This window comes from Bacillus sp. B25(2016b), from assembly GCF_001679765.1.
Lineage (GTDB): Bacteria > Bacillota > Bacilli > Bacillales > Bacillaceae_G > Bacillus_A > Bacillus_A thuringiensis_K.
Genome location: NZ_CP016285.1, coordinates 2,468,355 through 2,492,305, shown reverse-complemented (window position 1 = coordinate 2,492,305; position 23,951 = coordinate 2,468,355). Strand labels below are relative to the sequence as shown.

Sequence of the window (23,951 nt, the reverse complement as noted above, 5' to 3'; positions counted from 1 at the left end):
ATTCCTCCTTTAATATATGTGGAATGAATTACTTATATTGTAACATGTTACTCTCAAAGATATTATGACTTTACTTTAGTAGTTTCTGGTTATTGTTGTAATTAGTTTATATAACCTCATCTTAAAATCTTATGCTAATATGGAATTAAGAAAAAAGAAGCAGAGGGATATAGCATGAAGAATACCGGTTTAGTATTAGAGGGCGGAGGAATGAAAGGTTTATATACTGCAGGTGTACTCGAATATTTCATGGAAAAGAACTTATTCTTTCCGTATGTAGTCGGCGTATCAGCTGGCGCCTGTATGGGAGCAACTTATTTGGCGCGTCAAAAAGGGAGAAATAAGAAAGTAAATACAGAGCTAGTATCAGATTACAGGTATATATCTTACCGAAACTTAATTCGAAAACGTGAATTATTTGGGATGGACTTTTTATTTGATGAAGTACCTAATAAAATTGTTCCATTTGATTTTCAAACTTTCTTAAACTGTAATGAACAATTTGTTATAGGGACGACTGATTGCGAATCAGGACAAGCTGTTTATTATAATAAAAAAGAACATGGAAATGAAATTTTAAAAATCATCCGTGCATCCAGCTCAGTGCCGTTTATAGCGCCTGCTGTAGAGTATGATAATCGAAAATTGCTAGATGGAGGAATTATAGATCCTATACCGGTTTTAAAAGCTCAAACTGATGGTTATGAAAAGAACGTTGTAATTATGACAAAGCCAGAAGGATATGAGAAGCAGCGAAATAAATTTTCTGGACTAGTTAAAATTCTATATAGAAAATATCCAAAAATCGCAGAGAATTTAGTAGACCATTATCGTTTTTATAATGAGACAATATCTTATATGAATCAAATAGGACAAAAAGATAACTTTTATATCATTCAGCCTAGCGTACAACTTCCAATAAGCGGAATAGAAAGAAATAAAGAAAAACTCATTAATTTATATAATCTTGGCTATACAGATGCTAAATACCATTATGAAAACTTATTAAATTGGATAGAGAAATAAAGGAGGAGAAAGTTGAAGTTGGGAAAACGAATTATTTTTAAAGAATTGCAGAAAATGCATAGTCCACTGAATAAACCGTTTTCTTATCGTGCTACAGCAAAATTGCAACGAGACCTAAAAAGTAAATTTACCGAAGATGATTGTATAAACGCTGATTTTAATCATTATTGGATGCATACAGCAGCTACTTTAAATTCTATACTAAATGGAAACGAACAGAACATTACGTTTCAACAAATAAAGTGGTTAAGAAAATCGTTTTTTGAGTGGTTTCCGCAATATCGTTTTCTAGAAACAGAAATTGTGAATTATCCCATTTTGTATAGAGATTTCATAAGTTATGAGAAGACCAGGAAGCTATTACTTTATTACCTTACTGAATAAAAGCGAAAACGTACAGGTTACATTACTTGTACGTTTTTTTGTTCATAAAACATTCAATATTAACAACTAGTTTATATAGGAATTCTAACGAGAAGAAAGAAGTACACATAATAGAATGATGCAGGGGAGGAGAGAGGAATAGCTGTTTTGCTTTAAGTTATTGTCCAACTCGAATACAGTTAGTTATTTATGTTAAAATATTTCGAGTGAAATCAAGCTTTTAAGGATTTCATTGAACATTAAACAAAACAAGTTAGCAACGTAGAAGGGATAACATTAACATGAAAAACGTATCAAATATAGATAAAGTAGAATCAATAAAATCTTTACAGTCAACAATTAGTAAACTTGAAAATGCCTTATCACAGATGACTCAAAAAGGATCAAATACTACTTTAGTGAAAAAAAGACTCAAAGCAGCTAGTATCGGCTTAGCTATGTTAGAAAGTGTTTGGAAGCAAGAAACTCATAATTATACTCAGGAAGATTTAGCAGAAGCTCGTAATGTTCTGATTGGTTTGCTTCCATCAATTGAAAAGATTTACGTTAAGTCAAAGCTTGGTAGTCCTCAAAGAACGCTTTTAGAAAGAAGAATAAAATCGTTGGAACTTTCTATTCAGGCAATTGATTATTTTTCTAATAAATAACTTCGCTAAACAAATAACTTACGACTACTTTTATATAGGGATTCTAATGAAAAAAACTACATATAGAATACTACAAAGGAGGAAGAGAGGTGACTACAATAATCAGTCCTAAGTTAGAGAAGCTTAAAAATCAATTAAAGAATGGAAACGAAAAAGCTCTTTATACTTTTTTGCATGAAATAAAGTCAAATCACACGCCACTAATAGAACAATGCCCTGCAGATAATCAGTATAAGCTTATAACGTATATATGGTTAGGGGATCAAAACACTGAAAACGTTTATGTATTCGGTAGTTTTCCTGGTTGGGATTTGTCTGTAAATCAATTACAACGATTGTTACAGACAGATATTTGGTATGTAACGTTTAGGACGGATAAGAGTTTTATTTCAACGTACTATTTTTCAGTAAACGATGTTTTCGAAAATGATTGGATAAAGCGTAGTGAACAGTACGAAATAGACCAATTTAATCGAAATACATTTGGAGAAGGTACCAATAAAGCGTCTGTGTTAAACATAGGAATGGAGGTGCAATATAGCAGTCGTTTTCCTTCAAAGGATTATCCATCCGGAAAGATTGAAACATATTCTTTTTATAGTTCGATTTTAAATAACACACGCAAAATTCATATTTATACGCCTCATGATTATTCTCACACTTCACATCTTCAAGAACTTCTCATTGTATTTGATGGGAATTCATTCATCCAGAGCCTTTCAATTGAAAAAACACTTAATTATTTAATTTACGAAAAAGAAATCCCATCTTGCATTGCTGTTGCTATAGATCCTGTTGATCGATTAGAAGAGCTAACTTATAACGATAAAATGAATACATTTTTAACAAAGGAATTACTTCCGTGGATTCAATCTAAGTATCACGTTTATCAAGAAAGGAATCATACAACAATTGCTGGTTTCAGTCTTGGTGGCCTAGCAGCTTTTTATGCAGCGCTTTAAAATCCACATGTTTTCGGAAACGTGTTGTCAATGTCTGGATCCGTGCATTGGAAAAAGGATGGTTATGAAAATCAAATTTCATCTATAGATTTAAATGCGACTCAACCTCATTTTTATATTGCAGCAGGAGAACTCGAAAACAAACCTCTTTTAACGGCTAATAGACGCCTGTATAAAGCTTTAAAAGAAAAAGAGTATCCAGTACTTATGAAGAGTTTCAAGGCGGATATGACGGTATTTGGTGGCGAGAAAAGTTATTTGATGGATTGAAAGCATTGAAACGTACAAAAACGCTACTATAAAATGTAAAGAGGAGAGATTCTATGAATCAAGAAGAACTAGATAAAAAACTAAAAAAGCAAGAGATTTTAGTAAAAGATGAGAAAGTTTGGACATTTACGTATGAGGACCATATTAGTTCTATCGTAAAAGAAGCAAAAAAGAAAGGGTCTTTTGATAATTTACCTGGTAAGGAGAAACCTCTAAATCTAGATAAAGATCTTTCGTACAATCCTGAAAAGCAACTGTATAGAACTTTGAAAAATAATCATGTATTACCTAGGTGGATTGAGCTTTCAAAGGAAATTGATGATTTAAAAGAAAAGCTAAAAGAAAATACAAATACGGCAGAAGCAGCGGAATTAATTCGAACTATCAATAAAAAGGTTTTAGAGCATAATTTACTTTGTCCGCCAAGCGCGCAAAAAATGAGGGTGAAAATGGATTTTTAACGATTTTCAATTAAGCTATCGCTTGCTATATAATTAAGTTAGGCATTTTCAATTCATTACTAAAGGGAGGCAAATGTAGTGAAGAATACGTATCAACTTCAAATTCCGAAAGAACTAGAACAGTATCGTAGTATTTTAGAAGAAAGTGTGAAACCGTATGTTAAAGTGTCTGGAACATTAGCAGAGACAACCCTTTTTGAAAGTAAGTTTGGTGGTTATCCGTATTTACCTATAGATCAAGAGCATCCTAAAGACTCAAACGGACAACCTATGATGCTACTTGCGCAGTTAAACCTTGAAGAAATACCAAACATTGAACATATGCCTCAACATGGAATGTTACAGTTTTTCATAAGTGCTGAAGAAGATCTTTTTGGAGCAGATTTTGATCATCCCACAAGCCAAAAAGACTTTCGAATTGTTTATCATTCTACAATCACAGCGGATTTAACTAAGGTGATTACTGATTTTAGTTATTTAAACACTTTAGATTTAGAGAATTTTATCATACCCGAAGCAGCAAAACTAAAGTTTGAGTTGGCATATCAACCAGTAACATCAAGAGATTATCGATTTGAAATGATTTTTAGTGATAACATTGATTGGGAAGAAATTGTTGATGAAGAAAATAATATAGAATTAGGCGAACTGTATGATGATTTATGTAAAGATCAAGGACATAAAATTGGCGGATATCCATTTTTCACACAGACAGATCCGAGAGAATGGGAAGAAAAATACCAACAGCATGACATATTATTGCTGCAAATCGATACAGACGATTCATTAAATATTATGTGGGGAGATTCGGGTGTTGCTAATTTCTTTATACGTAAGGAAGAGCTGTTAAATCTAGATTTTTCCAATGTCATTTACAATTGGGATTGTTACTAGAAGATATAAATAAAATAATAGCAAACAAAAAATCTTCCTGAAGGTAAGGGAAGATTTTTTTATATTAAAAATAAACGTTATGTTAACTAGAATAAAAAACAATGAGTGTAATGAAAGTCAAGCCTAAATAACAGAAATAACAACAAATAATGTAAAGTTGTAAAACGTGTGCAAATAGCAATCAATTCATTAAGTAAAACATAAAATAAAATCACTAATTTATATTTTGTATAGAAAAAATTTTTCTGTATAAAAATTTCTTGCCGATCAAAAATGATTTGGATTCGTTAAATCTCAAGCGATTATTGATTAAGATTTGCTGTGATGAATTTATAACAAATAAAAACGATAAAAACTGAAGAAATTTGTTTAGATAAGATTTCATGTGAATCTCACTAAAAATCTCTGTTCCGTCTCATTAAGTATAGTTTACTTGTTTTTTGATACCTGTAATCGATTTGTTTCTATAACTTCCTATAATATATATTATGTTAACTGGATAAAAGTAATAAACTTATTATATGTTAGTGAAGATTGTTACGCTTCCCTTTTCATCGGATTCATTCTGTGTAATCGATTGTGTGCTTATTTGTTGTTGTTTTATGAGTTGTTGATGATAATGTCTCCAGATATAAATTATATTTAAGACAATAAAAAATGCAATTCGTTTTAACTGAACGCATTAAACGAATTGCATTGATATGATTACGAATAAGTTCTTAAAATTAGTTTGCTACAGCAATTGCTTCAATTTCAATTAATAAGTTATCTTTAATTAACTTAATCTTTTCATAATCTCTTTTAAATTAATTATCATTTTTTAGCCAACGTTTGAAAGCCGATTCGCTTATTTCTAAATTTGAACAAGTTGTAGCATTACATTTATTTTTCATATATTCTTCAAGGAAATTTTTTTTTCTTTGTTTAACGGCAGTTTGAGTTTGTTTTAATTTTCAATCTTGTAATTGATCTAAACTCAGACTTTCTTTCTGAAACACTTCATATTTTCTATGCAAATAAATATCTTTGTCTTTATAAATCCAATTTGAAAATAGTTGTATTGATTTTCTTTCTGTATAACACCATCTGCTGCTATAAATCCTAAAATATAAGCCATATTATTTGACCAAGTTTTAAAATAATCTTCTTTTATGTCATACTTTCTCTTCCAGCTCCCTATAGCGCGCCTTGGAACGTTGTTGTCTGTTAGAACCATACGAATATACCTTGCAGAAACATTAGCAAGCATCGCGATTTCTGAAGTACTTTCCCCATCTGCATACATATGAATGATTTCAGCTTTTGATAGTTTACATTTTGATTTCTTTTTTCGCTCTATGTGCACTTACATCCTCTCCTTCCTTTCTTTTATTAGAGACATATTTTCTTCTATAACACACAACGAAACGTATGTTCTTTGTTGCGTATAAGAAGGAATTTACTAAATAAAAACAATTTACAACATGTACTTAATATTTGTTTTAGCTGCCACTTTGCGATTTGTACTTTATAGATACGAATAATGAATTTGACGAATTTATGATGAAAGGTAAAATGATATAGTTTAAACTACAAATAGCTACAATAACCACATACGTAAATTGTTAATCGTAAAAAGGAGAACTGATGAATAAGAAATATACAAATCAAATTCATACTGATATGAGTTTTAAACCGAAAGATATTATAAGTTTAATGACGGATTACTTTAAAATGAAATCAAAGCTGCGTCCTATAAAGGAATTGCCTATCGTTTTATCAAATAAAGATAATGAATCGTTTGAGAGTGTTACATGGTTTGGCCATTCTGCTTCTCTTTTGAAAATAGAAGATAAAAAACTATTATTAGACCCTATGTTTGGAGATGCCTCTTCCCCATTTCCTTTGTTTAATAGTAAACGCTATAGTGGTGCTTTTTCTTTAGAACGTGATGACCTTCAAGAAATTGATGCGATTATCATTTCTCATAATCACTATGATCATTTGAATTACAAAAGTATTATGCAGTTAAAAGATCGCGCAAAGCACTTTTATGTTCCAACTGGAGTTGCACAATATCTTATTAAATGGGGTGTTTCACCTAGTAAAATTAGTGAGCATAATTGGTGGGACGAAATTACGTTTGATAATATTAAGTTAGTATGTGCGCCTGCAAGGCATTTCTCTGGACGTGGTATGACAGATAGAGATTGTTCATTATGGTGTTCATGGCTTATTCTTGGTCAAAAGACTAAAATTTTCTTTAGTGGTGATAGCGGTTATGCCCCTCACTTTAAGGAAATTGGTGATAAATACGGTCCATTCGATCTTACATTAATGGAATGCGGACAATATGATCCGAGGTGGTCTGCTATTCATATGTTGCCTGAAGAAACGGTACAAGCCCATATTGATGTTAAAGGAGAATTACTTCTTCCGATTCATTGGGGTGCTTTTACGTTAGCATTACACGAATGGAGTGACCCGATAGAACGTGTTACACAAGAAGCCAACCGTTTAGGAGTGAAAATTACAACACCACAAATTGGCGAATCTATTACGTTAAAATCTACAGACTATCCTTTATCAGCTTGGTGGAAGGAAATTTAATTTTAAAACATAAAAAGAGCGAATCCTCTTATAAAGAATTCGCTCTTTTTTCTGTATTTAAACTTATTTTACTATATTGGATCTCCCACTATCTAATACTCTATTTGCTGGTACACTGGACATTTCAACCACTGTATTCATACTCTTATCAGTCAGTTCAATGAGTTCGTTTTCATGTTTTATTTTATTTAAATCCCACACCATCCCATGAAATTCATTATGTTGACCACTTACCTGTATAACGCTTTTTGTTTTATTTGAAGGCTGTATTTGAAGGTTTGTAAATTGATTCCCACTAATTTCATTTGGCGTAGTTACTTGACTATCCATATAAATCATATTTACACAGTCTTCTAAAGAAAAGTTCATAAAACGATTGGCATTTATCCAAGCTTGTCCGGTGCTCGGTTTTTTCGCTACTAATTTCAGTCCAGTTTCCATTCCTACAACTTTAATATTTTCGAAGTTAACAAACGAAATTTCATTTTCTTTTCCAGCAGAGTATAAAGAAATTCCGGTACCTTTATTCGTTTCCGTCCAATTGATAATATTTATATCTTTTATTTGTGTTTTGTTCCAAGTGTTATAATATTTATTTTTACCGTCTAAATAAATAACTTCAGAGTTAAATTTAGGATCGTCAATAGCTATATACGCTCCTTCAATGGATGCGTTTTTCTCTAGTTCTAAAACTCTAAAGTTTCCCTCAACTACAAATTGGGATCCATAACCAAATAATAATTTCACACCTTTTTTAACAATGATTGGTGACGTGATTTTATACTTTTTATCATCAAGCAATACAGTTTTAATTTTACTAGACTCTGCTTTATTAATAGCAGATTGTATTTTTATTGAATCATTTTCCCCTTTAAAGTTTTCTACATACAAGTTAGTACTTTTAGCTGCATAGTCTTTTTTGTTGTATTGATAAAAAGCAAAAATAATTAAAACTATACCAATGAGTAAAACAATTATTTTCTTCATCGTACTCACCCCATATCGATTAATCTATGGCTTTTATATTTAGGTTATTATTATTTTGCTTTGTATTTCAGATTACCATTGCTGCTTTGTCTATGATTGAATTATATTATGTAGGATTTAGTAAACTGTTTGCTATACTAATACATCATTCTTATAATGTATTAATTTATGATTTCATAAAACAAAAGTCTGCTTGTACATAATGTAATCACTTCCTCTATCCCTAATAAGCTCTTACTGGTGATATAAGATGTACTGCTGCAGATTGCTCTCCTGCTTCAATCAATATCGGTCTCATAGAACCGCCAAAGCTTAAAGTAATCGTTTCTTCTTTTATTGCCCTTAAAGCATCAACCATAAAACGCCCATCGAAAGATATATTTAATTGTTTTTCACCTTGAATCGCATCTATCTGTTGCGTTTCGGATATTTGCCCAATTTGAGAAGCGTTTGAAGAAATTTTAATTGTAGATTCGTTTATGATTTCTAAGTTAACATTGTTATTGGCCCATTCACTTGCTAATAAACTTGATCGATCTACACCTTGTAATATCTTTTTTCTATCTATGTTAATAATCGTTTTAAAGTCATTTGGAATAAGGTTAGAAATATTAGGATATTTCCCTTCAATTAGTCTTGAATATAATGTAGTTGTTCCGAGCGTAAATATAATATGACTCTCTGAAAGGTAGATATATACGAATTCCGAATTGCCGTTCATTAATTTTAGAAGTTCACTAATGGTTGCGCTTGGTACAATACAATTTGCTTTTACATCTGAGGAAAGCAATGTTTCGCGTATAGCTAGTCTATGTGAGTCAGTTGCAGCACAAATGAACTTATTATTAGATAACTCTATATGCACCCCAGTAAGAACAGGTCTAGATTCATTTTTTGCTACTGCAAAGACTGTTTGTTTAAATACTTCAATCAATTGCTCTGTCTCTACTTTGATTTCTGCATGATTATCTATAAGCGGTACATTCGGAAACTCATCTGCAGGAAATCCATTTAAACTTAATGTGATTTCTTCTGATTGTATCTTAATAATTTGCTCATTCTTACTTTTTATTGCTATATCACTTGGCATTTTCTTTATTATTTCAATGAAATACTTTGCAGGTACAACAATAGTTCCTGCCTTTAAAATAGTTGCAATTTTTTCGTCTTCAATTGAAACAGGAATGAATTTTTTAATAAAAATATTCGAGTTACTTGCAATTAAAGTAATTCCAGATTGATCTGCAGTTATTTTTATACCAGATAATATAGGAATTAAAGATTTTGTTGATATTGCTTTGTTGACTTCTGAAAGTGATTGAGTGAATTGTTTGTGATTAACGATAAACTCCATGTTTTCCCCGCCTTACATAAGATAATATTTTTATGAAGATTGATGAACGATTGTTCCGTTAAAAAAATAAGGTACTGTTTCTTTCTTTTGTAATAAATCTAGTAAATGTTCTGGTATGCGTAAATATGGAGCTGCTATATGTAATTCCATCCAAGTAATCTCTTCGATTTCTTTTGGCCTTGATATATATGTCTCTCCGCCGATTATTTCGCCTAGAAAATTAAAGAAAATTGCATGATGATCTCTTTCCTCAAAAAAGGCTTCGCTGATAGAACAAATCCCGTTTACATTTATATGTAACCCTGTTTCTTCTTTTACTTCTCGAATTACTGCTTCTTCTAATGTTTCTCCTAGTTTAACTGCGCCACCTGGTAATGTATAATAAGAACCATTTTCCCCTTTGTTTTTTACCATTAAGATCTTTTCATTAGTTTTATCGTACAAAATCGCGTATGTAACATTAACTTTTTTCATATGTACCTCCTCTATTTTAAATAAAAGGAATTTTCTGTCTTCTATTCATTCTACCATTAACTCCTTTTAATATATATAAGTTAGTTAAGTCTTGCCTTTACCACTATTGTTGGAGTTAATAAGAATAGGCTACTGATATAAAAAAAGAACGTACCTTAGGAAGATTATCCAAAGTACGTTCTTGCAGTTTTAGTATAAAAATTGATTCAATTAATACTGAAATTAATATTAACCTCGCCCTTATTGCATTTGTATTTCAAATACTAACGTTAACAAATTCTATATACTTTTTAACCGTTTTTCTAAATAATAATGATTATGTCCTTTCGGATGATCTTCACTTACTCCAATTACTTTATATCCATGTTTCTTATAAAAATCAGGAGCTTGGAAACTAAAAGTATCTAAATTAATTAACCTACACCCTTTTTCAATTGCAAATTCTTCAATAAGTTTTATTAACTTGCTTCCGTAGCCTTCATGCCTATATTCTTCAGAAACCCATAGAAAGTCAACGTGTACATGGTGCCAAAAAATTATTGCTGTTACCCCACCTACGATTTCTTCTTTTTCATTTCTTACTATGAAACTAACCTTCTCTGAAGGGGTTTTTTCTTCATCTGCAAGATATTTTTGATTGTATTCAATCACTTTCTCTCTTATGTAATCACTATCTTCTTGTACCCACTGCTGTACTATTTTCATTTTAAGTGTCACACTCCTTTTACGATAGCTATTCAACTTCATAATTCTAATGTCCTGTCTAAATAATAGTCGTAGATGACTAATACAATTGTTTCATTTCACTAAAATAAAAAAGCCCTACTACATTTCATCTGTAATAAGACTTATATACGTTGTGTAGAATCCAATTAATCTCAATGAATGTAATTGCTCAAAAAAATATTAAAATTGTTCAATTCTTTTTTATGAAAACTTCCGTTATTTCAACACCTTAGGAGAATAGTCCAATTGTATCACTGCGAAAAAGAATGAACATTCCTAAACCAATTAGAACAATTGGAACAATAATATAACAGTTTTTCTCAAGTACTTTAGCTAGTATAGGAGCTTTTAGCAATTTGTAGCTAATAAAACACCATATCGCTATCATGAAAAAAAAGATAACTAATGTAACGATATTTGTTTCAAGAGTTTGACTAGCAAACATTGGTATATAAATCGAAATATTGTCAGCTCCATTAGCTAATGTAATTGAAGCTACTTTAAATAATGAACCAGTAACGTTATCGATAACTTCATTACTTTTATAAGAACGAAGTGACAACAGTCCTTTAACCCCCATATAAATTGGCACGAATCCTAATAACCCAATCCACGAAACAGGAATGAAAAAAGAGCTTAAAGACCCAACGATACTTAGAAAAACAATCATACTAAACCCAAAATATTGTCCAATAACAATATAAAGTTTTTTTCTCATAACTTTTTCGCGGACAGCTCTACCTTCTTTCCTAATTACTTCTGTTCTTACTTGTGAAAATAAAACAAGCAGTATAAAAATGTCATCAATATTTGTTGTAGCGAATGCCACAACAGAAGAAATTATGGTTGTAATCAATATAAGCCAACTACTTTCATTGTAAACTTATAAGAAAATAATGGTCTATGAATGAAGTGCACATTCCATCACAAAGTTGGTTAACTGTAATTTTCTAAATGTTTTTTAACAACATGTTAGTTCCTTTATAAAACAATATGAATATTCTACGTATCTGCTACTTAGTTCATTAAGAAATAAACAACTTTATTGCTTCTCAAATCATTTCATTTTAAATTAAATAACTCTATTCTCTCTACACAAAAAAAGAGACCTATATTAGGACTCTTTTTAGTATTAAGCTACTTTCCGATGTAAATGTTTTAGTTCCTTTTTCTTTTCTGCATTTGGTGGACGAATTAATATTGAAATAATAAAGGAAATAACACTTAAAACACCGAATATAATGAAAGTTGGTTGAAATCCCCCGAGTATCGCTCCAATAAATGATCCTGCAAGCGCACCAAATCCGAAACCTTGGTAGACAATCCCATAATTTGTACTATGGTTTTTTAATCCAAAGAAATCTCCGACAATAGCTGGGAATATAGTTATATTACCGCCGAAGCAAAAGGCGACACTTGCTACACAAGCAAAATAGATTCCGTAATTTAGCGGAATAAAACTTAAAGTAAAGACTGACAAACCTATAATAATAAACGTTGCAGAGACAATTTTCATGCGGCCGATTTTATCTGATAACGTCCCAAGAATGATTCTACCTACTGTATTAAAGATTGCAATCATAGCAACGGCGTTTGCAGCGGTTGCTGCGCTAAGTCCAACGAGTTGTACGCCGATATCTTTTACCATACTTATTAAATACAAACCACCCATACACGAGGTGAATAACATAAAAAATAGGAGATATACTTGTTTCGTTCGCATCATTTCACGCGGAGTATAGTCATTGTGTAATGTTTCAGTTACAGCATTTCTTACAATTGCCTCTCGTAAGAAGAACGATCCGATTAATACTAAAAGTAACACGATAATACCCCAATATAAGAATGCTTGTGATACACCAAGGTTATCGATAAGATTTCCGTTTATATACCTAAAGATTAAGCTGCCCATTCCATATGCTGATACAGATATACCTGAAATAAGCCCTTTCCGATTTGGAAACCATTTAATTAAATTAGATAGTGATGTAATATAAGCCGTTCCATCCGCATAACCAACAACGACACCAGCTAATAAATATAATAGTGGTAAGGAAGAAACTTGTGAACTAAGTATTAAGCCGAGTCCTAAAACAATTCCTGCAGTAGCAATAAGTTTCCGAAGTCCTAATTTTTTCTGCAATTTTGCTGCAAATAAAGTTGAGAATGATAAAGAAAAACTTGTTATGGAGAAAGTTATCGCTACTGAATTAAGATTCCATCCAAACTTACTTACAAGGGGTTGATTAAATAAACTCCATGTATAAATTGTTCCAAGGCCAATTTGAACAATGATTGTACCTAAAACAATTAGTAACGGATTTATAGAAGTTTGTTTCATACTAACTGTCCCCTTCTTTTATCTTGACATGAATTTTCACAGTTAGTATATCCATCATAAATTGTAAGATACTGTACGGAAAATGGTAATTAAGTTCATATACACAAAAAGACACTTCATAAAGAAGTGCCTTTTTGCAGGTTATATCGAATGTTTCTAAAGAAAGCTTTGTTAAGATAAGACATTTTCAAATGCTTATGTATATATGTTATCAAATAATTTATTATATGTGATGGGACTTAAGACGTATTTTTCATTCATCATATAGTCGGATGAAAAATTAATATTCGATTTCATCAAAATCCTTCGGCTGCGGTACAGTTTGCATATTTGCTGCATCTTTAGGATCGCTGTAAATTGCATTTTGCTCTGTATTTACATCTTTTATATTTTGTTTTTTATTTTTGCTCACTTTATCTTTCACTTTCAATCACTCCTTTTTGTTATAGGATTAATTATGCCCTATTACCGCTACTAAATGTATCAGTGACTAAATTGCTAAATTCACGTAAATAATATAAGTAATTATCACCGCCGTAGTTATATCTTTTGTTATACATTTTTGCAACAACTACATTATATTCAGGTATTACTAAAATAGTCGGTCCAGTAATCCCTAATATTTGATACGACCCTTTTGGAATACGTTCACCAAGCTCACTTAATTGTGCAGGTTCATTTTGGACGAACCAAAACACCCCATTTTGTGGTAGCTCTTTGTTTATAAATGTTGGACTCTGCAAACTCGTAGCGATTTTTATAACTTCTTTTGGAACAATTTGTTTACCGTTTATCACACCTTGATTTAAATGAAGATTACCCCAATAAGCAAATTCTCTAGCTGAGACAAACAGATTTTTTTCAGTACCGTCATCTACTGTACCAATTTCACTAATTGCGTCTTCATTTGGATTATTAACAACGTCAACTAAATTTTCATCTCGCTGAACTCTCCAACCTGTTTCTTGAAAATTAGCAGGTTTAAACACACGCTCCTTTAACAATTCAGGAACACTTTTGTTATATAGCTGGTAAATAAGACGTGTCATCATTCTTACATTAATATCTCTATATGCCCATGATTGTCCCGGTTCAAATTCACGAAAAATTGTCCCGTCATTCGTTTCTTCTAATCCGTGCGAATGTGTTACTAAATGTCTTATCGTTGTTTTACCAAGCAATGCAGAATCAAAGTCTTTAAAATACTTTGTCGCTTCATCATCAATAGAGTTTATTTTCCCCTCGTAAAGTGCGTATGCTACCATTAAACCTAAATAACTTTTTCTCGCAGAAGCAACGTTGAATTGTGATGACGCGGTTACTTTTTTACTTGTAGAGATATTTGAGTGGTAACCACTATAATGCTCTAGTACGATTTTATTATTTTTTATAATACAAAGTGCTGTAGCAGAACTATGATTTTTTTCTTTAATATTTTCTACCCAAGAAATCAACTTATCGTATGTATACAAATAAATCCCCCTTAATACGTTCGAAAATTACAGCATGAAAGAAAAGTATAAACAATGTTTACACCTTTCTTTCATATAAAATATTAATGATGTAATATATTTAAATAATCCACCAGTTCCAGCAATTAAAGCAACCAAAACAACCAGCGCAACCTACGCAACGTCCACCACAGCCACCACATCTACCGCCGCCACAACCGCCACAGCGTCCACCACAACCTCCGCATCCTCCGCATCCTCCGCAACGACGTGCATCGTCTTGAATGTAATAGTATGGATATTGACTTTGTTGTTGATCCCAATACACAACATTACCAGTTTGATAATCATTAAGGTTTAATGTTTGTAGTTCATGTTGAAATTGATTCATTACGAACCCCTCCATTTATAAATTTAAATTCCGCCCAAACGTTAAAGTTTATATATTTTTGTAAACAAGATTGAAACAAGGCTATAGACTAAATACGTACATCAACAAAATATGAACTTACACTAGGTGATGTACCTTGTTTTTGAGCCTATTTTCTTTATATTCATTCGATGGACGTATTTACTATAAATAAAGTGATTTAAAAATTACTAATCCAACAATTTAGTAGTTCATCACTTAACTTTCTTTCAAGTAATTCCTTCACTAAAGGCATTGGCATGATTTCATAATCATTTAAGGATTCTTTATTATAATCTATCCAGTGAAATGCTAAATGAGACTCGCTAGATTTCGGTGGTAAGTCCGTATGTAAATCTTGTGACTCTACTTCAAAAATGTGGTTAATTTCATGATGAAGCACTTCTTTATCTTGCCATTGATTTTCTATGACTCCTAAAAATTGTTGTATACTACAGTTTACTCCAAGTTCTTCTCTTAACTCTCTTATTAATGCATTCTCTGCTGATTCTCCAATCTCAACATGGCCACCAGGTAAAAAATAATGATGGCCAATATATTCAGCAACTAATAATTTTTCATCTTTTATCATGACTGCTCGTACAATATGATGAAATTTACTTTTCAATTGATATTCCTCCTAATTATTCAATGTATAGTTGCTCAAAATAGTCATTTAGTATTGGTATAATATAAATCATAGGTGTTTCATACGGATGAATATCATTAATAACTTCAAGAGCATCTTTTACAAGTTCTCGTTTACACTTTATTTCAACTTTACATTCTTGCCCTTCGCATATTTGACCAATTTCTCCATTAAAAGGAGATGCCTCGTCTAAAGGTCTCCAATATCCTTTCACTGAACTATAGGAAAAACAATGGTCATATTCGCCCGTTTTACATGCTCCAATTTTATTTAATTCATCCCTTAATGTTTCAATATATTCTTCAGGAATGAACACTTCAATTTTCACTTCAGTAAATTGCATATTTCATTTCACGCCTTTACTTCCTAATAGTTAAACGAATAAACGATATACTTGCTCGCCATCATACTCCTGTTCTAATGATTTGAAACTGTATCGTTCATATAGTTTCTTTGCAGAGATATTATCTTTATGTACGGTTAATCTAATTTCTTTACACGCCTTAAACGTATTTTTTATTATATTAATACTTTCTTGTAAGGCTGCTTTTCCATAACCATTACCTTGCTGCGATTGATCAATAATAAATCCGTTAATCCAATACATATCCGATGTCTCTCTTACAACTGCATGTATTACAAAACCAACCATAAGGTCACCATCGTATATAGCGAATGGTATGTACTCTACATTGTCACCATCTGGTTTTATATATACTTTAGCAAGCGAAACTGCTACGGATGGAACAAATTTCAACTGATTTTCTTTAACTTGTAGCTTTAATGCTTCTTCCCAATTTTCTCTCGTAACAACCTTTAACTGGACATTCAATATTGTAAGCTCCTTTATCTAGAGGGATGTATTTTTATATTCAACGCATTGAAATAATTCCCTTTTTCGACAACAACTTATAACATGATTTTTATAAAATCTTGAATGAATTTTTGTTCATCTATTTCTAATGCTATATGGGCCCCTTCAGATATAGAGCTAGGGCGGAAATCAGCAAATGTTTGTCCTTTCGTATCTCCGTATGTATCTACATTTACTGTACGATGCACAAATTCAAAAAAACTTGGATTTACTAATCCACTTATTGCAACCACATCATGTAGCAAAGGTCCTTCGATAGATGGATTAAGTTTTTGGTATGCAGATAAATAGTAATCATACATTGGTTTCATTATCATATGAAATGGATTCTTTGTATTAGCTTGAATATAGCTAAATACATTTGGTGTTAACACAGCTTTGTTTGTTACATTTAAAGGGAATATTAATAAATTCTTTGCTTGATGGAAAACAATTTTACTTGCTATAGGATCTCCATACACATTTGCCTCTGCTAACGGCGTAACGTTTCCTACTTCTAAAAAAACACCACCCATGAAATATATTGCTTTTACATTTAGCATTAAATCATTCCATAAATTAAAAGCAATTGCTAACGAGGTAAATCTTCCTACAGCAACAATCGTTAAATCTTTTCCGTACTTTATAAGAATCGCAGCAATACTGCCAAAATTGTATATTGGAATAGATAATACGCTTTCTGGAACATGGATAGTACCTAATCCTTCTGCTCCGTGAATTTCAGGGTAGTACGTAGTAATTTCTTCTGTAAGTGGTTTTGTTGTACCACTAATGACAGGAATGCCTTGTCTATTTGCTAACTGTAAAATATACGCTGCATTATGTGCAGCATGTATATGCTCAACATTTCCGTATCCAGTTACAATACCGACAATTTCAATTTCGGGATGCAGTAAACCATACATAATGGCAAATGAGTCATCAATACCTGGGTCTCCGAAAAATAATACTTTTTCCAAGAAATACTCTCCCCTCATAAAAAAATTGAGTCATCAATAGCTATTTATATGAAAAAAGCAAGTATACATATGCAAAGTTTAAAATGGATAATGTTTTACAAGATATAAAAAGGAACTAGCGTATGCTAATTCCTTTTCTTAGGTAAATATTCTCAAATTTGATTATTTATCGTATCCTTCATAGATTTCATCATTTATTAGATTTTGTGTTTTTTTATCATCGGGTACAGGCTTCCACCAATTTCCCGTAATAAAAAGCATAGTTAATAGATTGTAACTATCACTAAAATAGCTTTCTCTCTTATTCTTCATCCAATCCCATCCACTATTTACCCACTTTTGATTATTGCTACTCGTTATACTTGCAGCAATAAACGGTGAAACAAATACAGCAGTTGAATAACTACCAATATTAGATCCATTTAATTGATAACCATCCACAATTTTAGAAGGATTTCCATTCGTTTTATTTTGAATCCACGAAGAAACTTTATCAGAAATGACTTTACTTCTTTTCTCGCCGTACATCGCATAGTCCATTACAATTCTCAATGGTACCCGACTAGCATTGTAATAATATGCATTTGTATATTCTGACTCATCTAAGAAGTCTTTAGGTGCGGGTTGTGGTGGGTTTTTTACAACGAAATCTGAAATAAGTCCTGTATTTGGAGAGTACTTATTACTAAATTGCGTATAAACATCGTACAAATTATTAATAACAGTAAGCCAAGTTTTATCACCTGTAAATTCATAAAATGCTCTAAGGTGTGACATCATCCAATCAGATGGTCTCGTATCAAGTGAACTTTTAGAATCCCAATCTCCTAAATTTAGTCGGTTATTATTTGTAACATTACTAGCTTTAATACCTTTTGTAATCATGTCTTGTGCTTCTTTCAAATAATTAACTGTTCCATTAGATCCCCACTGCTTATGAGCAAGAAGAAGAGAATACGCAATATCTAAATCCCCATCAGTAGCAGAATCAAAATGACCTTGTGCTTTTTTACTATCTGCGACAACCCATCCCATTAAATTAGGATTTTGAGAACTTTTAAAAGTTCTTGCTGTTTTAAATAAACCGTCATAGATTTTTTGAGCATTCGAATCATAACCAGCCATTAATACTGTAATTATCATCCCATACCCTTGACCTTCTGAAGTTCCAAGTGGCTTAAATCCATCCGCATCACCTGTAATCTCTCCTTTTACATAATAACCACCAGGTAAAGAAGATAAATCATTTTTCAAATATTTCTTTTTCCAATTATCGTAGTAGCTTCTTACAGAAGCATTTAAGCTTTCTTGTGTAATATGATTCGGTTTTATAACGCCTGCATAATTAACTTGCTGGGGAAATGGTTTCATTTCCTTTGCAGCAGCTACTTGTTGATTAACTATGGGAATAAAATTTTGTACTGAATTGTCCGTTACATTTGCTGCGAAACTAGAATTAGAAAAACTAGCTAGTCCGATTCCTATAATAGAAATACATGTGAAAATTTTTCTTTTTCCATTCATTATGTTGTCATCTCCTTTTAAAATGCTTACTACATAAAATGTAACATACAATATTTAACTGAAATACAAAATATTATATTTATCAACATAAGAAAGAAACTATATAAAAAAGTATCATAAAATCATTATTGAATTACATTATACGGATTGATTATTTGCTAAATTCCTATGTTTTTCTTTTCTTAATACTGGTATATGAGCAATCACAATTCCAAGTATAGTAATTCCTCCGCCAATTATTGAAACTAAAGTTGGCACTTCTCCTAACCATATCCAAGCAATGAAACACGCAGTTATTGGCGTTAAATATAGAGAACTTGTTGCTTCAGAAGCACCAGTACGAGATATAATATAGGCCAATGTAATATACGGGAGTACTGTTGGAAAGACACCTAAATATATAACGCTCAAGTTAACTTCAAGAGGGGCTGCTAGTATTTCTTGATAAACTCCGGGTAAGAAAATAAGCATACATACAGTACTAGACAAAATTGTATATATGGTAAATGGTAAGAAGCCATATTTTTTTAAGTAAGATGTTTGGAAAACGAAAAATAGACTTTCTGAAATCGCCGCTAATAATATAAATAATCCCCCGCTATTTAATTGAATAGCGTCGCCTTGGCTAAGTGAAATTAAGACAATTCCTGCAAAACTCATTACACCACCGATCCAGCCATTTAATTTCATTTTTTCATTCAAAAAAACAGAAGCAAGAATTGCCGTCACTATTGGAGTGACTGAAATAATTAAACTTGCAGATCCAGCATTTACTGTTTTTTCGCCGTAGTTTAATGCGATGTGATAAATAGTAAACCCTAAAGCACCAAATATAAAAAATGCTGGGATATCCTTTAAATCCGGTAGTCGTAGTTTGTATATAAATGAAAATAACAAAAGTATAAATGAGGCGATTAATAAACGTAGTAAAGTAAGGTGTTCAGGCGTATAAGATTCAAGCCCCATACGAATTGCTGGAAAAGCAGTTCCCCATATAAGAATTGTAAAAGCGTGAGCACATATAATGCGTAAATCCCATTTTTTATTATGCATGTTTTCTCTCCTTCCCTAAAAAACCAACCATTTTTAAATTACCAATTATTTCTTTTCATCATATTTAATAGTTGATACAATGTCTTCAACCAGTTATTTATCGGAAAAACCAACCACTTTGAATCTTTTAAATAAACGAGGGAGTTTTTTATATGACAACCGATAAAAAAGTGCCTAAATATTGGCAGATAATAGACTATATAAAAGAAAAAATTGAAAACGGAGAATGGCCAATTGGAAGTAAAATCCCTAGTCAGCGGCAGTTAGCAAAATTATTTCATGTAAATCGAAGTACTGTAATAACTGCGCTAGATGAACTTATGGCAGATGGTTTAATTCAAGGACAAATCGGAGCAGGAACAATTGTAACAAATAATACATGGTCATTATTAGCAACTAATCCCCCGCCCGATTGGAGTGAATATGTAAAGGCCGGTATTCATAAACCAAGTAAGTTAATGGTGCGAGAAATAAATGAAGCGGAAGCAAATAAAACGCTTATTCATCTTAGTAAAGGTGAACTTGCACCTCATCTTTTCCCGCTTGAAACTATGCAATCTATAATAAAAAACGTCAGTGAGGAATTAGATTATTTCGGATACGAAGAACAAAAAGGTTTTTATCCGTTACGTGAAGCAATAAGCAAATACGTAAAATCATTTGGAATACATGCATCACCGGGTTCTATATTAATAGTCTCTGGTGCACTCCAAGCATTACAATTAATATCAATTGGTCTTTTACATAGAAAATCAACTGTTTTACTTGAACAACCTTCTTACTTATATTCACTTCATGTTTTTCAATCAGCAAATATAAATTTATCCGGTATATCAATGGATAATCAAGGTATTTTACCTAACGACTTATTAAAACGAATTAAGTATAGTCAAAAAAATAATATTTTATATTCAATCCCTTGTTTTCAAAATCCAACGGGGATATTGATGTCCAAAGAGCGAAGAAAAGAAATATTAAAAATATGTGAAAAAGAGCAATTGCCTATCATCGAGGATGATATTTACCGAGAGTTATGGCTTGATAAATCACCACCAGCTCCTTTAAAGTCAATGGATAAACATGGACATGTATTATATATTGGTAGTCTCTCTAAAACACTTACCCCAGGACTTAGAATTGGATGGATAATCGGACCAGAACCTGTTATTGATAGATTGTCAGATATAAAAATGCAAACAGACTATGGATCCAGCTCTTTATCTCAAAGAGTAGCTGCTGAATGGATAAATGAAGGTTTTTATGAAGACCATGTAGCAAACGTAAGAATTCACCTGAAAGAACGAAGACAAATAATGATACGAGCTTTAAATAAGTATTGTGCAGATGTTGCATCGTGGGATATTCCTAGTGGTGGATTTTTTATATGGCTAAAGGTTGTGCATAACATTCCGATGAAAAAACTATTTTCAGAGGCACTATCAAAAGGAATTCTTTTAAACCCGGGACGTATTTATGAAGAAGAATCAGATCAGTACATTCGTTTATCATATGGATATGCTTCTCCAGAACAAATGACTTACGGGGTTAAATTACTCAGTGAATTAATTCGAAAGTTAACGGCATAAAAAAATCCTCTTTTGTTTTTGGAGGATTTTTTTACGTATCTTATTTACCACAATTTCATTTCCTGCCCTAATAAAATAAGTTTTTCATAAGGATCTCCGTCAATATTTAATACTTGAGCAAATGCAGGTTCTGTTTTTAAACCTTGTTCCTTTAAGCGAATAACTTCTTCCCTTATATGGGGATGCTGCATTAATAACATGTGCTCCACTATCATATGTCTATATGCATTTTGATTACGCACTGGCTTAGGTTGAGCAAATAATTCAAATTCAAAACCTTCGAATTCAAAATTCACCTTTATCGATTCAGTACCTTTAATTTTTTTCTTTTTAATGTTGAACCCTCCATAAGAACCATATAAAGATCTCATTTCCTGCTCAAAAACATCAAAGTTATATACTTCCATTACAATATCTAAGTCAGATTGAGGAGTATCAATTCTTATCGGGATTGTCCCACAAAGAACTGGATTATATAAAGCTAAATCCTCCATGATGTTTAGGTTATTCAAAACATCATATATTTTTTGTTGCTTGTCATTGCCCGATTGTAAATATGTAATAGATGTAAACATAGAAGTCTCTCCTTCACTTAACGTAATAATCATCTCACTAAATTTAAGAAAACATTTCAATCATTGGATTTTGTTCTAGGAGTACCTTTATTTCAATATATTAAGCCGAACTAACTATATTTTTCAACTTTTCTCCTATACTGCAATACTATAAAAATAAAAAAGGAGGAATTATTATGAGCATTTTTAACATTCTTTTAACCATACACATCCTATTTGGAACAATATGCTTAATCACTGGTATTGTAGCGATGGTTGCCCAAAAGAAGAAAGGAAAACATACCGAATGGGGCGAAATATATCATGCATCCTATGTTGTCATTACCCTTACGGCAATAATATTATCCATTATCAACTGGGATAAAGTCGCATATTTATTTTATGTAGCAATCTTCTCTTATTCATTTGCGATTTATGGATACCTTGCACGAAAAAAACGTTGGAAAAATTGGCTCCATCACCACATCAGAGGTATGTTAGGTTCTTATATAGGTGCAGTCACCGCACTTTTAGTAAATGTCGGCATCCATATTCCTATTATAAATTTACTTCCGCCAATATGGTTTTGGTTTTTACCCACCTTAATTGGTATTCCCCTCGTAGCCAGTGTATCAAAAAAATATAAAAAGCGTAGTTGAAATTAATTACATTTTGATTACTTTCTGATTATTAGAATGAAAAATTATACTCTATGTATCACGAATGATATTATGAGTGCTCGCCCTATGAATATTTAAAATAAAATGCCGCCCAACAGGACGGCTCTTATATTTACTTTATAAACGTAACATATTCACCAGAAACCCATTGATTTCCACCAACATTATACCAACCATCTTTATATCCAAACGATTGATATTTTTCACCTTGATACACGTTTTTCACAATGCCGTAATTTGTTCCTGGGCCGGTACGAACACGCAATACATCAGCGATTATAGTAACTACACCTACACCATCGTTTGATGATTGTGAAGATGTTGGTACATTCCCTCCCGTATAACGAATATATGATGGATCGTTATAAATCCACTGATCGCCACCTAAATTTAACCAGCCATTTGATTTTCCAAATACTTTGTAGGACTCTCCTTTCCCTAATTGACGAATAACGCCGTATCCAGTACCAGGTCCTTTTCGTAAATTTACATTACTACCGTTAATATACGCAACCCCTACACTATCATTCGATGGAGGAGAAGTCACTACGTTTTGAGCACCTTTCCCAAAAGTATCCGTTCCATATCCTTTGTAGTTATATTGCAAATGCGGGCTATCCACGAATCCTTTCCAGTCACCGCCCCATTCAAAGCCAATTTGTTTAGCATAACGAATTGCTGATGCCCACGGTTCTTTATTATAGCCATTCCAATCTTCTGTACCATTCGACTGAATTGGAACAAAATCTAATGCCTGTCCTACTAAGTGATATGAGCGCATCGTTTGTGATGCTCCTTTACGAACATATTCACGTTGTTGCTCGACCGTACGGATTGTTTCATAAATTAACACTTCAATACCATTGTTAATGCAGTACTGATACCACTTAAAAGCTGCAGCTTTCGTATTATCCGCTAATTTATTCAGATTACTTACATTTCTATTGTGGTATTTCAATATGCAACATCTCCTTTTCTATTATCCTATGCAAAATTCATCTCATGGGTTGTACAAATACATAAGAAGCCAATTCATCTAAAAAGGTTTTCACTTCTAGCTTCAAACTTTGTAAACTGAAATGGAAGCAATAAAAAAA

General features: G+C 32.0%; 25 protein-coding genes and 2 pseudogenes. 9 read left to right on the top strand and 18 right to left on the bottom strand.

All coding sequences use genetic code 11. The features are described 5' to 3' along the window. Positions 1-174: 174 nt before the first annotated feature. From BAQ53_RS12650 to BAQ53_RS12625, 6 genes and pseudogenes are all read left to right on the top strand, one after another. On the top strand, positions 175-1,026 hold the full coding sequence (locus BAQ53_RS12650; RefSeq protein ID WP_000799070.1) for a patatin-like phospholipase family protein: 852 nt from the start codon (positions 175-177) through the stop codon (positions 1,024-1,026). A 12-nt stretch (positions 1,027-1,038) separates the two neighbouring features. Further along, positions 1,039-1,410, top strand: coding sequence for a YxiJ-like family protein (locus tag BAQ53_RS12645; RefSeq protein ID WP_000765938.1), 372 nt, complete (start codon positions 1,039-1,041; stop codon positions 1,408-1,410). 281 nt (positions 1,411-1,691) lie between these two features. After that, positions 1,692-2,057, top strand: a complete 366-nt coding sequence (locus BAQ53_RS12640) for a hypothetical protein (RefSeq protein ID WP_000800306.1) — start codon at positions 1,692-1,694, stop codon at positions 2,055-2,057. Between the two features lie 89 nt (positions 2,058-2,146). Further along, a pseudogene (locus BAQ53_RS12635) lies at positions 2,147-3,321 on the top strand (alpha/beta hydrolase-fold protein). A 21-nt stretch (positions 3,322-3,342) separates the two neighbouring features. Beyond that, positions 3,343-3,750 carry a DnaJ family domain-containing protein gene (locus tag BAQ53_RS12630; protein ID WP_001070929.1) on the top strand — a complete coding sequence of 136 codons (408 nt, stop codon included), beginning with the start codon at positions 3,343-3,345 and terminating at the stop codon, positions 3,748-3,750. Between the two features lie 78 nt (positions 3,751-3,828). After that, positions 3,829-4,644, top strand: a complete 816-nt coding sequence (locus BAQ53_RS12625; RefSeq protein WP_208906912.1) for a YwqG family protein — start codon at positions 3,829-3,831, stop codon at positions 4,642-4,644. A gap of 806 nt (positions 4,645-5,450) precedes the next feature. Here BAQ53_RS12625 and BAQ53_RS12620 read toward each other — a convergent pair. Next, positions 5,451-5,989: pseudogene (locus BAQ53_RS12620) on the bottom strand (hypothetical protein). Between the two features lie 281 nt (positions 5,990-6,270). Here BAQ53_RS12620 and BAQ53_RS12615 point away from each other — a divergent pair. After that, a complete protein-coding gene (locus BAQ53_RS12615; RefSeq protein ID WP_208906911.1) occupies positions 6,271-7,233 on the top strand; it encodes an MBL fold metallo-hydrolase in 963 nt (320 codons plus the stop codon). 63 nt (positions 7,234-7,296) lie between these two features. Here BAQ53_RS12615 and BAQ53_RS12610 read toward each other — a convergent pair whose 3' ends face one another. The 15 genes from BAQ53_RS12610 to BAQ53_RS12540 form a co-directional block, all read right to left on the bottom strand. After that, a complete protein-coding gene (locus BAQ53_RS12610; protein WP_000721072.1) occupies positions 7,297-8,220 on the bottom strand; it encodes a hypothetical protein in 924 nt (307 codons plus the stop codon). Positions 8,221-8,443: 223 nt separating this feature from the next. Next, on the bottom strand, positions 8,444-9,574 hold the full coding sequence (gene dnaN / locus BAQ53_RS12605; protein ID WP_000394490.1) for a DNA polymerase III subunit beta: 1,131 nt from the start codon (positions 9,572-9,574) through the stop codon (positions 8,444-8,446). Positions 9,575-9,604: 30 nt separating this feature from the next. Then, positions 9,605-10,048 (bottom strand): NUDIX hydrolase, encoded by a 444-nt coding sequence (locus BAQ53_RS12600; protein WP_000757606.1) that lies wholly within the window; start codon positions 10,046-10,048, stop codon positions 9,605-9,607. Between the two features lie 279 nt (positions 10,049-10,327). Beyond that, complete coding sequence (locus tag BAQ53_RS12595) at positions 10,328-10,753, bottom strand: GNAT family N-acetyltransferase (protein WP_000706900.1); 426 nt, start codon at positions 10,751-10,753, stop codon at positions 10,328-10,330. Between the two features lie 250 nt (positions 10,754-11,003). After that, positions 11,004-11,630 (bottom strand): cadmium resistance transporter, encoded by a 627-nt coding sequence (locus BAQ53_RS12590; RefSeq protein ID WP_000633412.1) that lies wholly within the window; start codon positions 11,628-11,630, stop codon positions 11,004-11,006. 276 nt (positions 11,631-11,906) lie between these two features. After that, a complete protein-coding gene (locus tag BAQ53_RS12585; RefSeq protein WP_208906910.1) occupies positions 11,907-13,115 on the bottom strand; it encodes an L-lactate MFS transporter in 1,209 nt (402 codons plus the stop codon). A 280-nt stretch (positions 13,116-13,395) separates the two neighbouring features. Continuing rightward, positions 13,396-13,539 (bottom strand): hypothetical protein, encoded by a 144-nt coding sequence (locus BAQ53_RS12580; protein WP_000653685.1) that lies wholly within the window; start codon positions 13,537-13,539, stop codon positions 13,396-13,398. Positions 13,540-13,570: 31 nt separating this feature from the next. Next, on the bottom strand, positions 13,571-14,587 hold the full coding sequence (locus BAQ53_RS12575) for a serine hydrolase domain-containing protein (RefSeq protein WP_046945046.1): 1,017 nt from the start codon (positions 14,585-14,587) through the stop codon (positions 13,571-13,573). A 100-nt stretch (positions 14,588-14,687) separates the two neighbouring features. Then, entirely contained in the window at positions 14,688-14,957 is a 270-nt protein-coding gene (locus BAQ53_RS12570) for a heterocycloanthracin/sonorensin family bacteriocin (RefSeq protein ID WP_001071341.1), read from the bottom strand. A 199-nt stretch (positions 14,958-15,156) separates the two neighbouring features. Further along, positions 15,157-15,603 (bottom strand): NUDIX domain-containing protein, encoded by a 447-nt coding sequence (locus tag BAQ53_RS12565; protein WP_000836825.1) that lies wholly within the window; start codon positions 15,601-15,603, stop codon positions 15,157-15,159. Between the two features lie 16 nt (positions 15,604-15,619). Next, positions 15,620-15,967 (bottom strand): divalent cation tolerance protein CutA, encoded by a 348-nt coding sequence (gene cutA, locus BAQ53_RS12560; RefSeq protein ID WP_208906909.1) that lies wholly within the window; start codon positions 15,965-15,967, stop codon positions 15,620-15,622. 30 nt (positions 15,968-15,997) lie between these two features. Next, complete coding sequence (locus tag BAQ53_RS12555; RefSeq protein WP_089148784.1) at positions 15,998-16,456, bottom strand: GNAT family N-acetyltransferase; 459 nt, start codon at positions 16,454-16,456, stop codon at positions 15,998-16,000. A gap of 77 nt (positions 16,457-16,533) precedes the next feature. Next, complete coding sequence (locus BAQ53_RS12550; protein WP_000416794.1) at positions 16,534-17,457, bottom strand: nucleoside hydrolase; 924 nt, start codon at positions 17,455-17,457, stop codon at positions 16,534-16,536. Positions 17,458-17,619: 162 nt separating this feature from the next. After that, positions 17,620-18,981 carry a family 8 glycosyl hydrolase gene (locus BAQ53_RS12545; protein ID WP_001013584.1) on the bottom strand — a complete coding sequence of 454 codons (1,362 nt, stop codon included), beginning with the start codon at positions 18,979-18,981 and terminating at the stop codon, positions 17,620-17,622. 138 nt (positions 18,982-19,119) lie between these two features. Continuing rightward, positions 19,120-20,034, bottom strand: coding sequence for a DMT family transporter (locus BAQ53_RS12540; protein ID WP_000551614.1), 915 nt, complete (start codon positions 20,032-20,034; stop codon positions 19,120-19,122). A 152-nt stretch (positions 20,035-20,186) separates the two neighbouring features. Between BAQ53_RS12540 and norG the strand changes: the two genes are divergently transcribed. Next, the gene (gene norG / locus BAQ53_RS12535; protein WP_000205604.1) at positions 20,187-21,620 is read left to right on the top strand and encodes an efflux pump transcription regulator NorG; all 1,434 of its coding nucleotides are present in this window, start codon (positions 20,187-20,189) and stop codon (positions 21,618-21,620) included. A 44-nt stretch (positions 21,621-21,664) separates the two neighbouring features. Here norG and BAQ53_RS12530 read toward each other — a convergent pair whose 3' ends face one another. Next, entirely contained in the window at positions 21,665-22,195 is a 531-nt protein-coding gene (locus BAQ53_RS12530; protein ID WP_000495166.1) for a DUF4269 domain-containing protein, read from the bottom strand. 176 nt (positions 22,196-22,371) lie between these two features. Here BAQ53_RS12530 and BAQ53_RS12525 point away from each other — a divergent pair, with 176 nt between their 5' ends. Continuing rightward, complete coding sequence (locus BAQ53_RS12525) at positions 22,372-22,833, top strand: DUF2306 domain-containing protein (RefSeq protein WP_000021746.1); 462 nt, start codon at positions 22,372-22,374, stop codon at positions 22,831-22,833. Between the two features lie 133 nt (positions 22,834-22,966). Here BAQ53_RS12525 and BAQ53_RS12520 read toward each other — a convergent pair whose 3' ends face one another. Next, positions 22,967-23,812, bottom strand: coding sequence for an SH3 domain-containing protein (locus tag BAQ53_RS12520; RefSeq protein ID WP_000873745.1), 846 nt, complete (start codon positions 23,810-23,812; stop codon positions 22,967-22,969). Positions 23,813-23,951 lie beyond the last annotated feature (139 nt).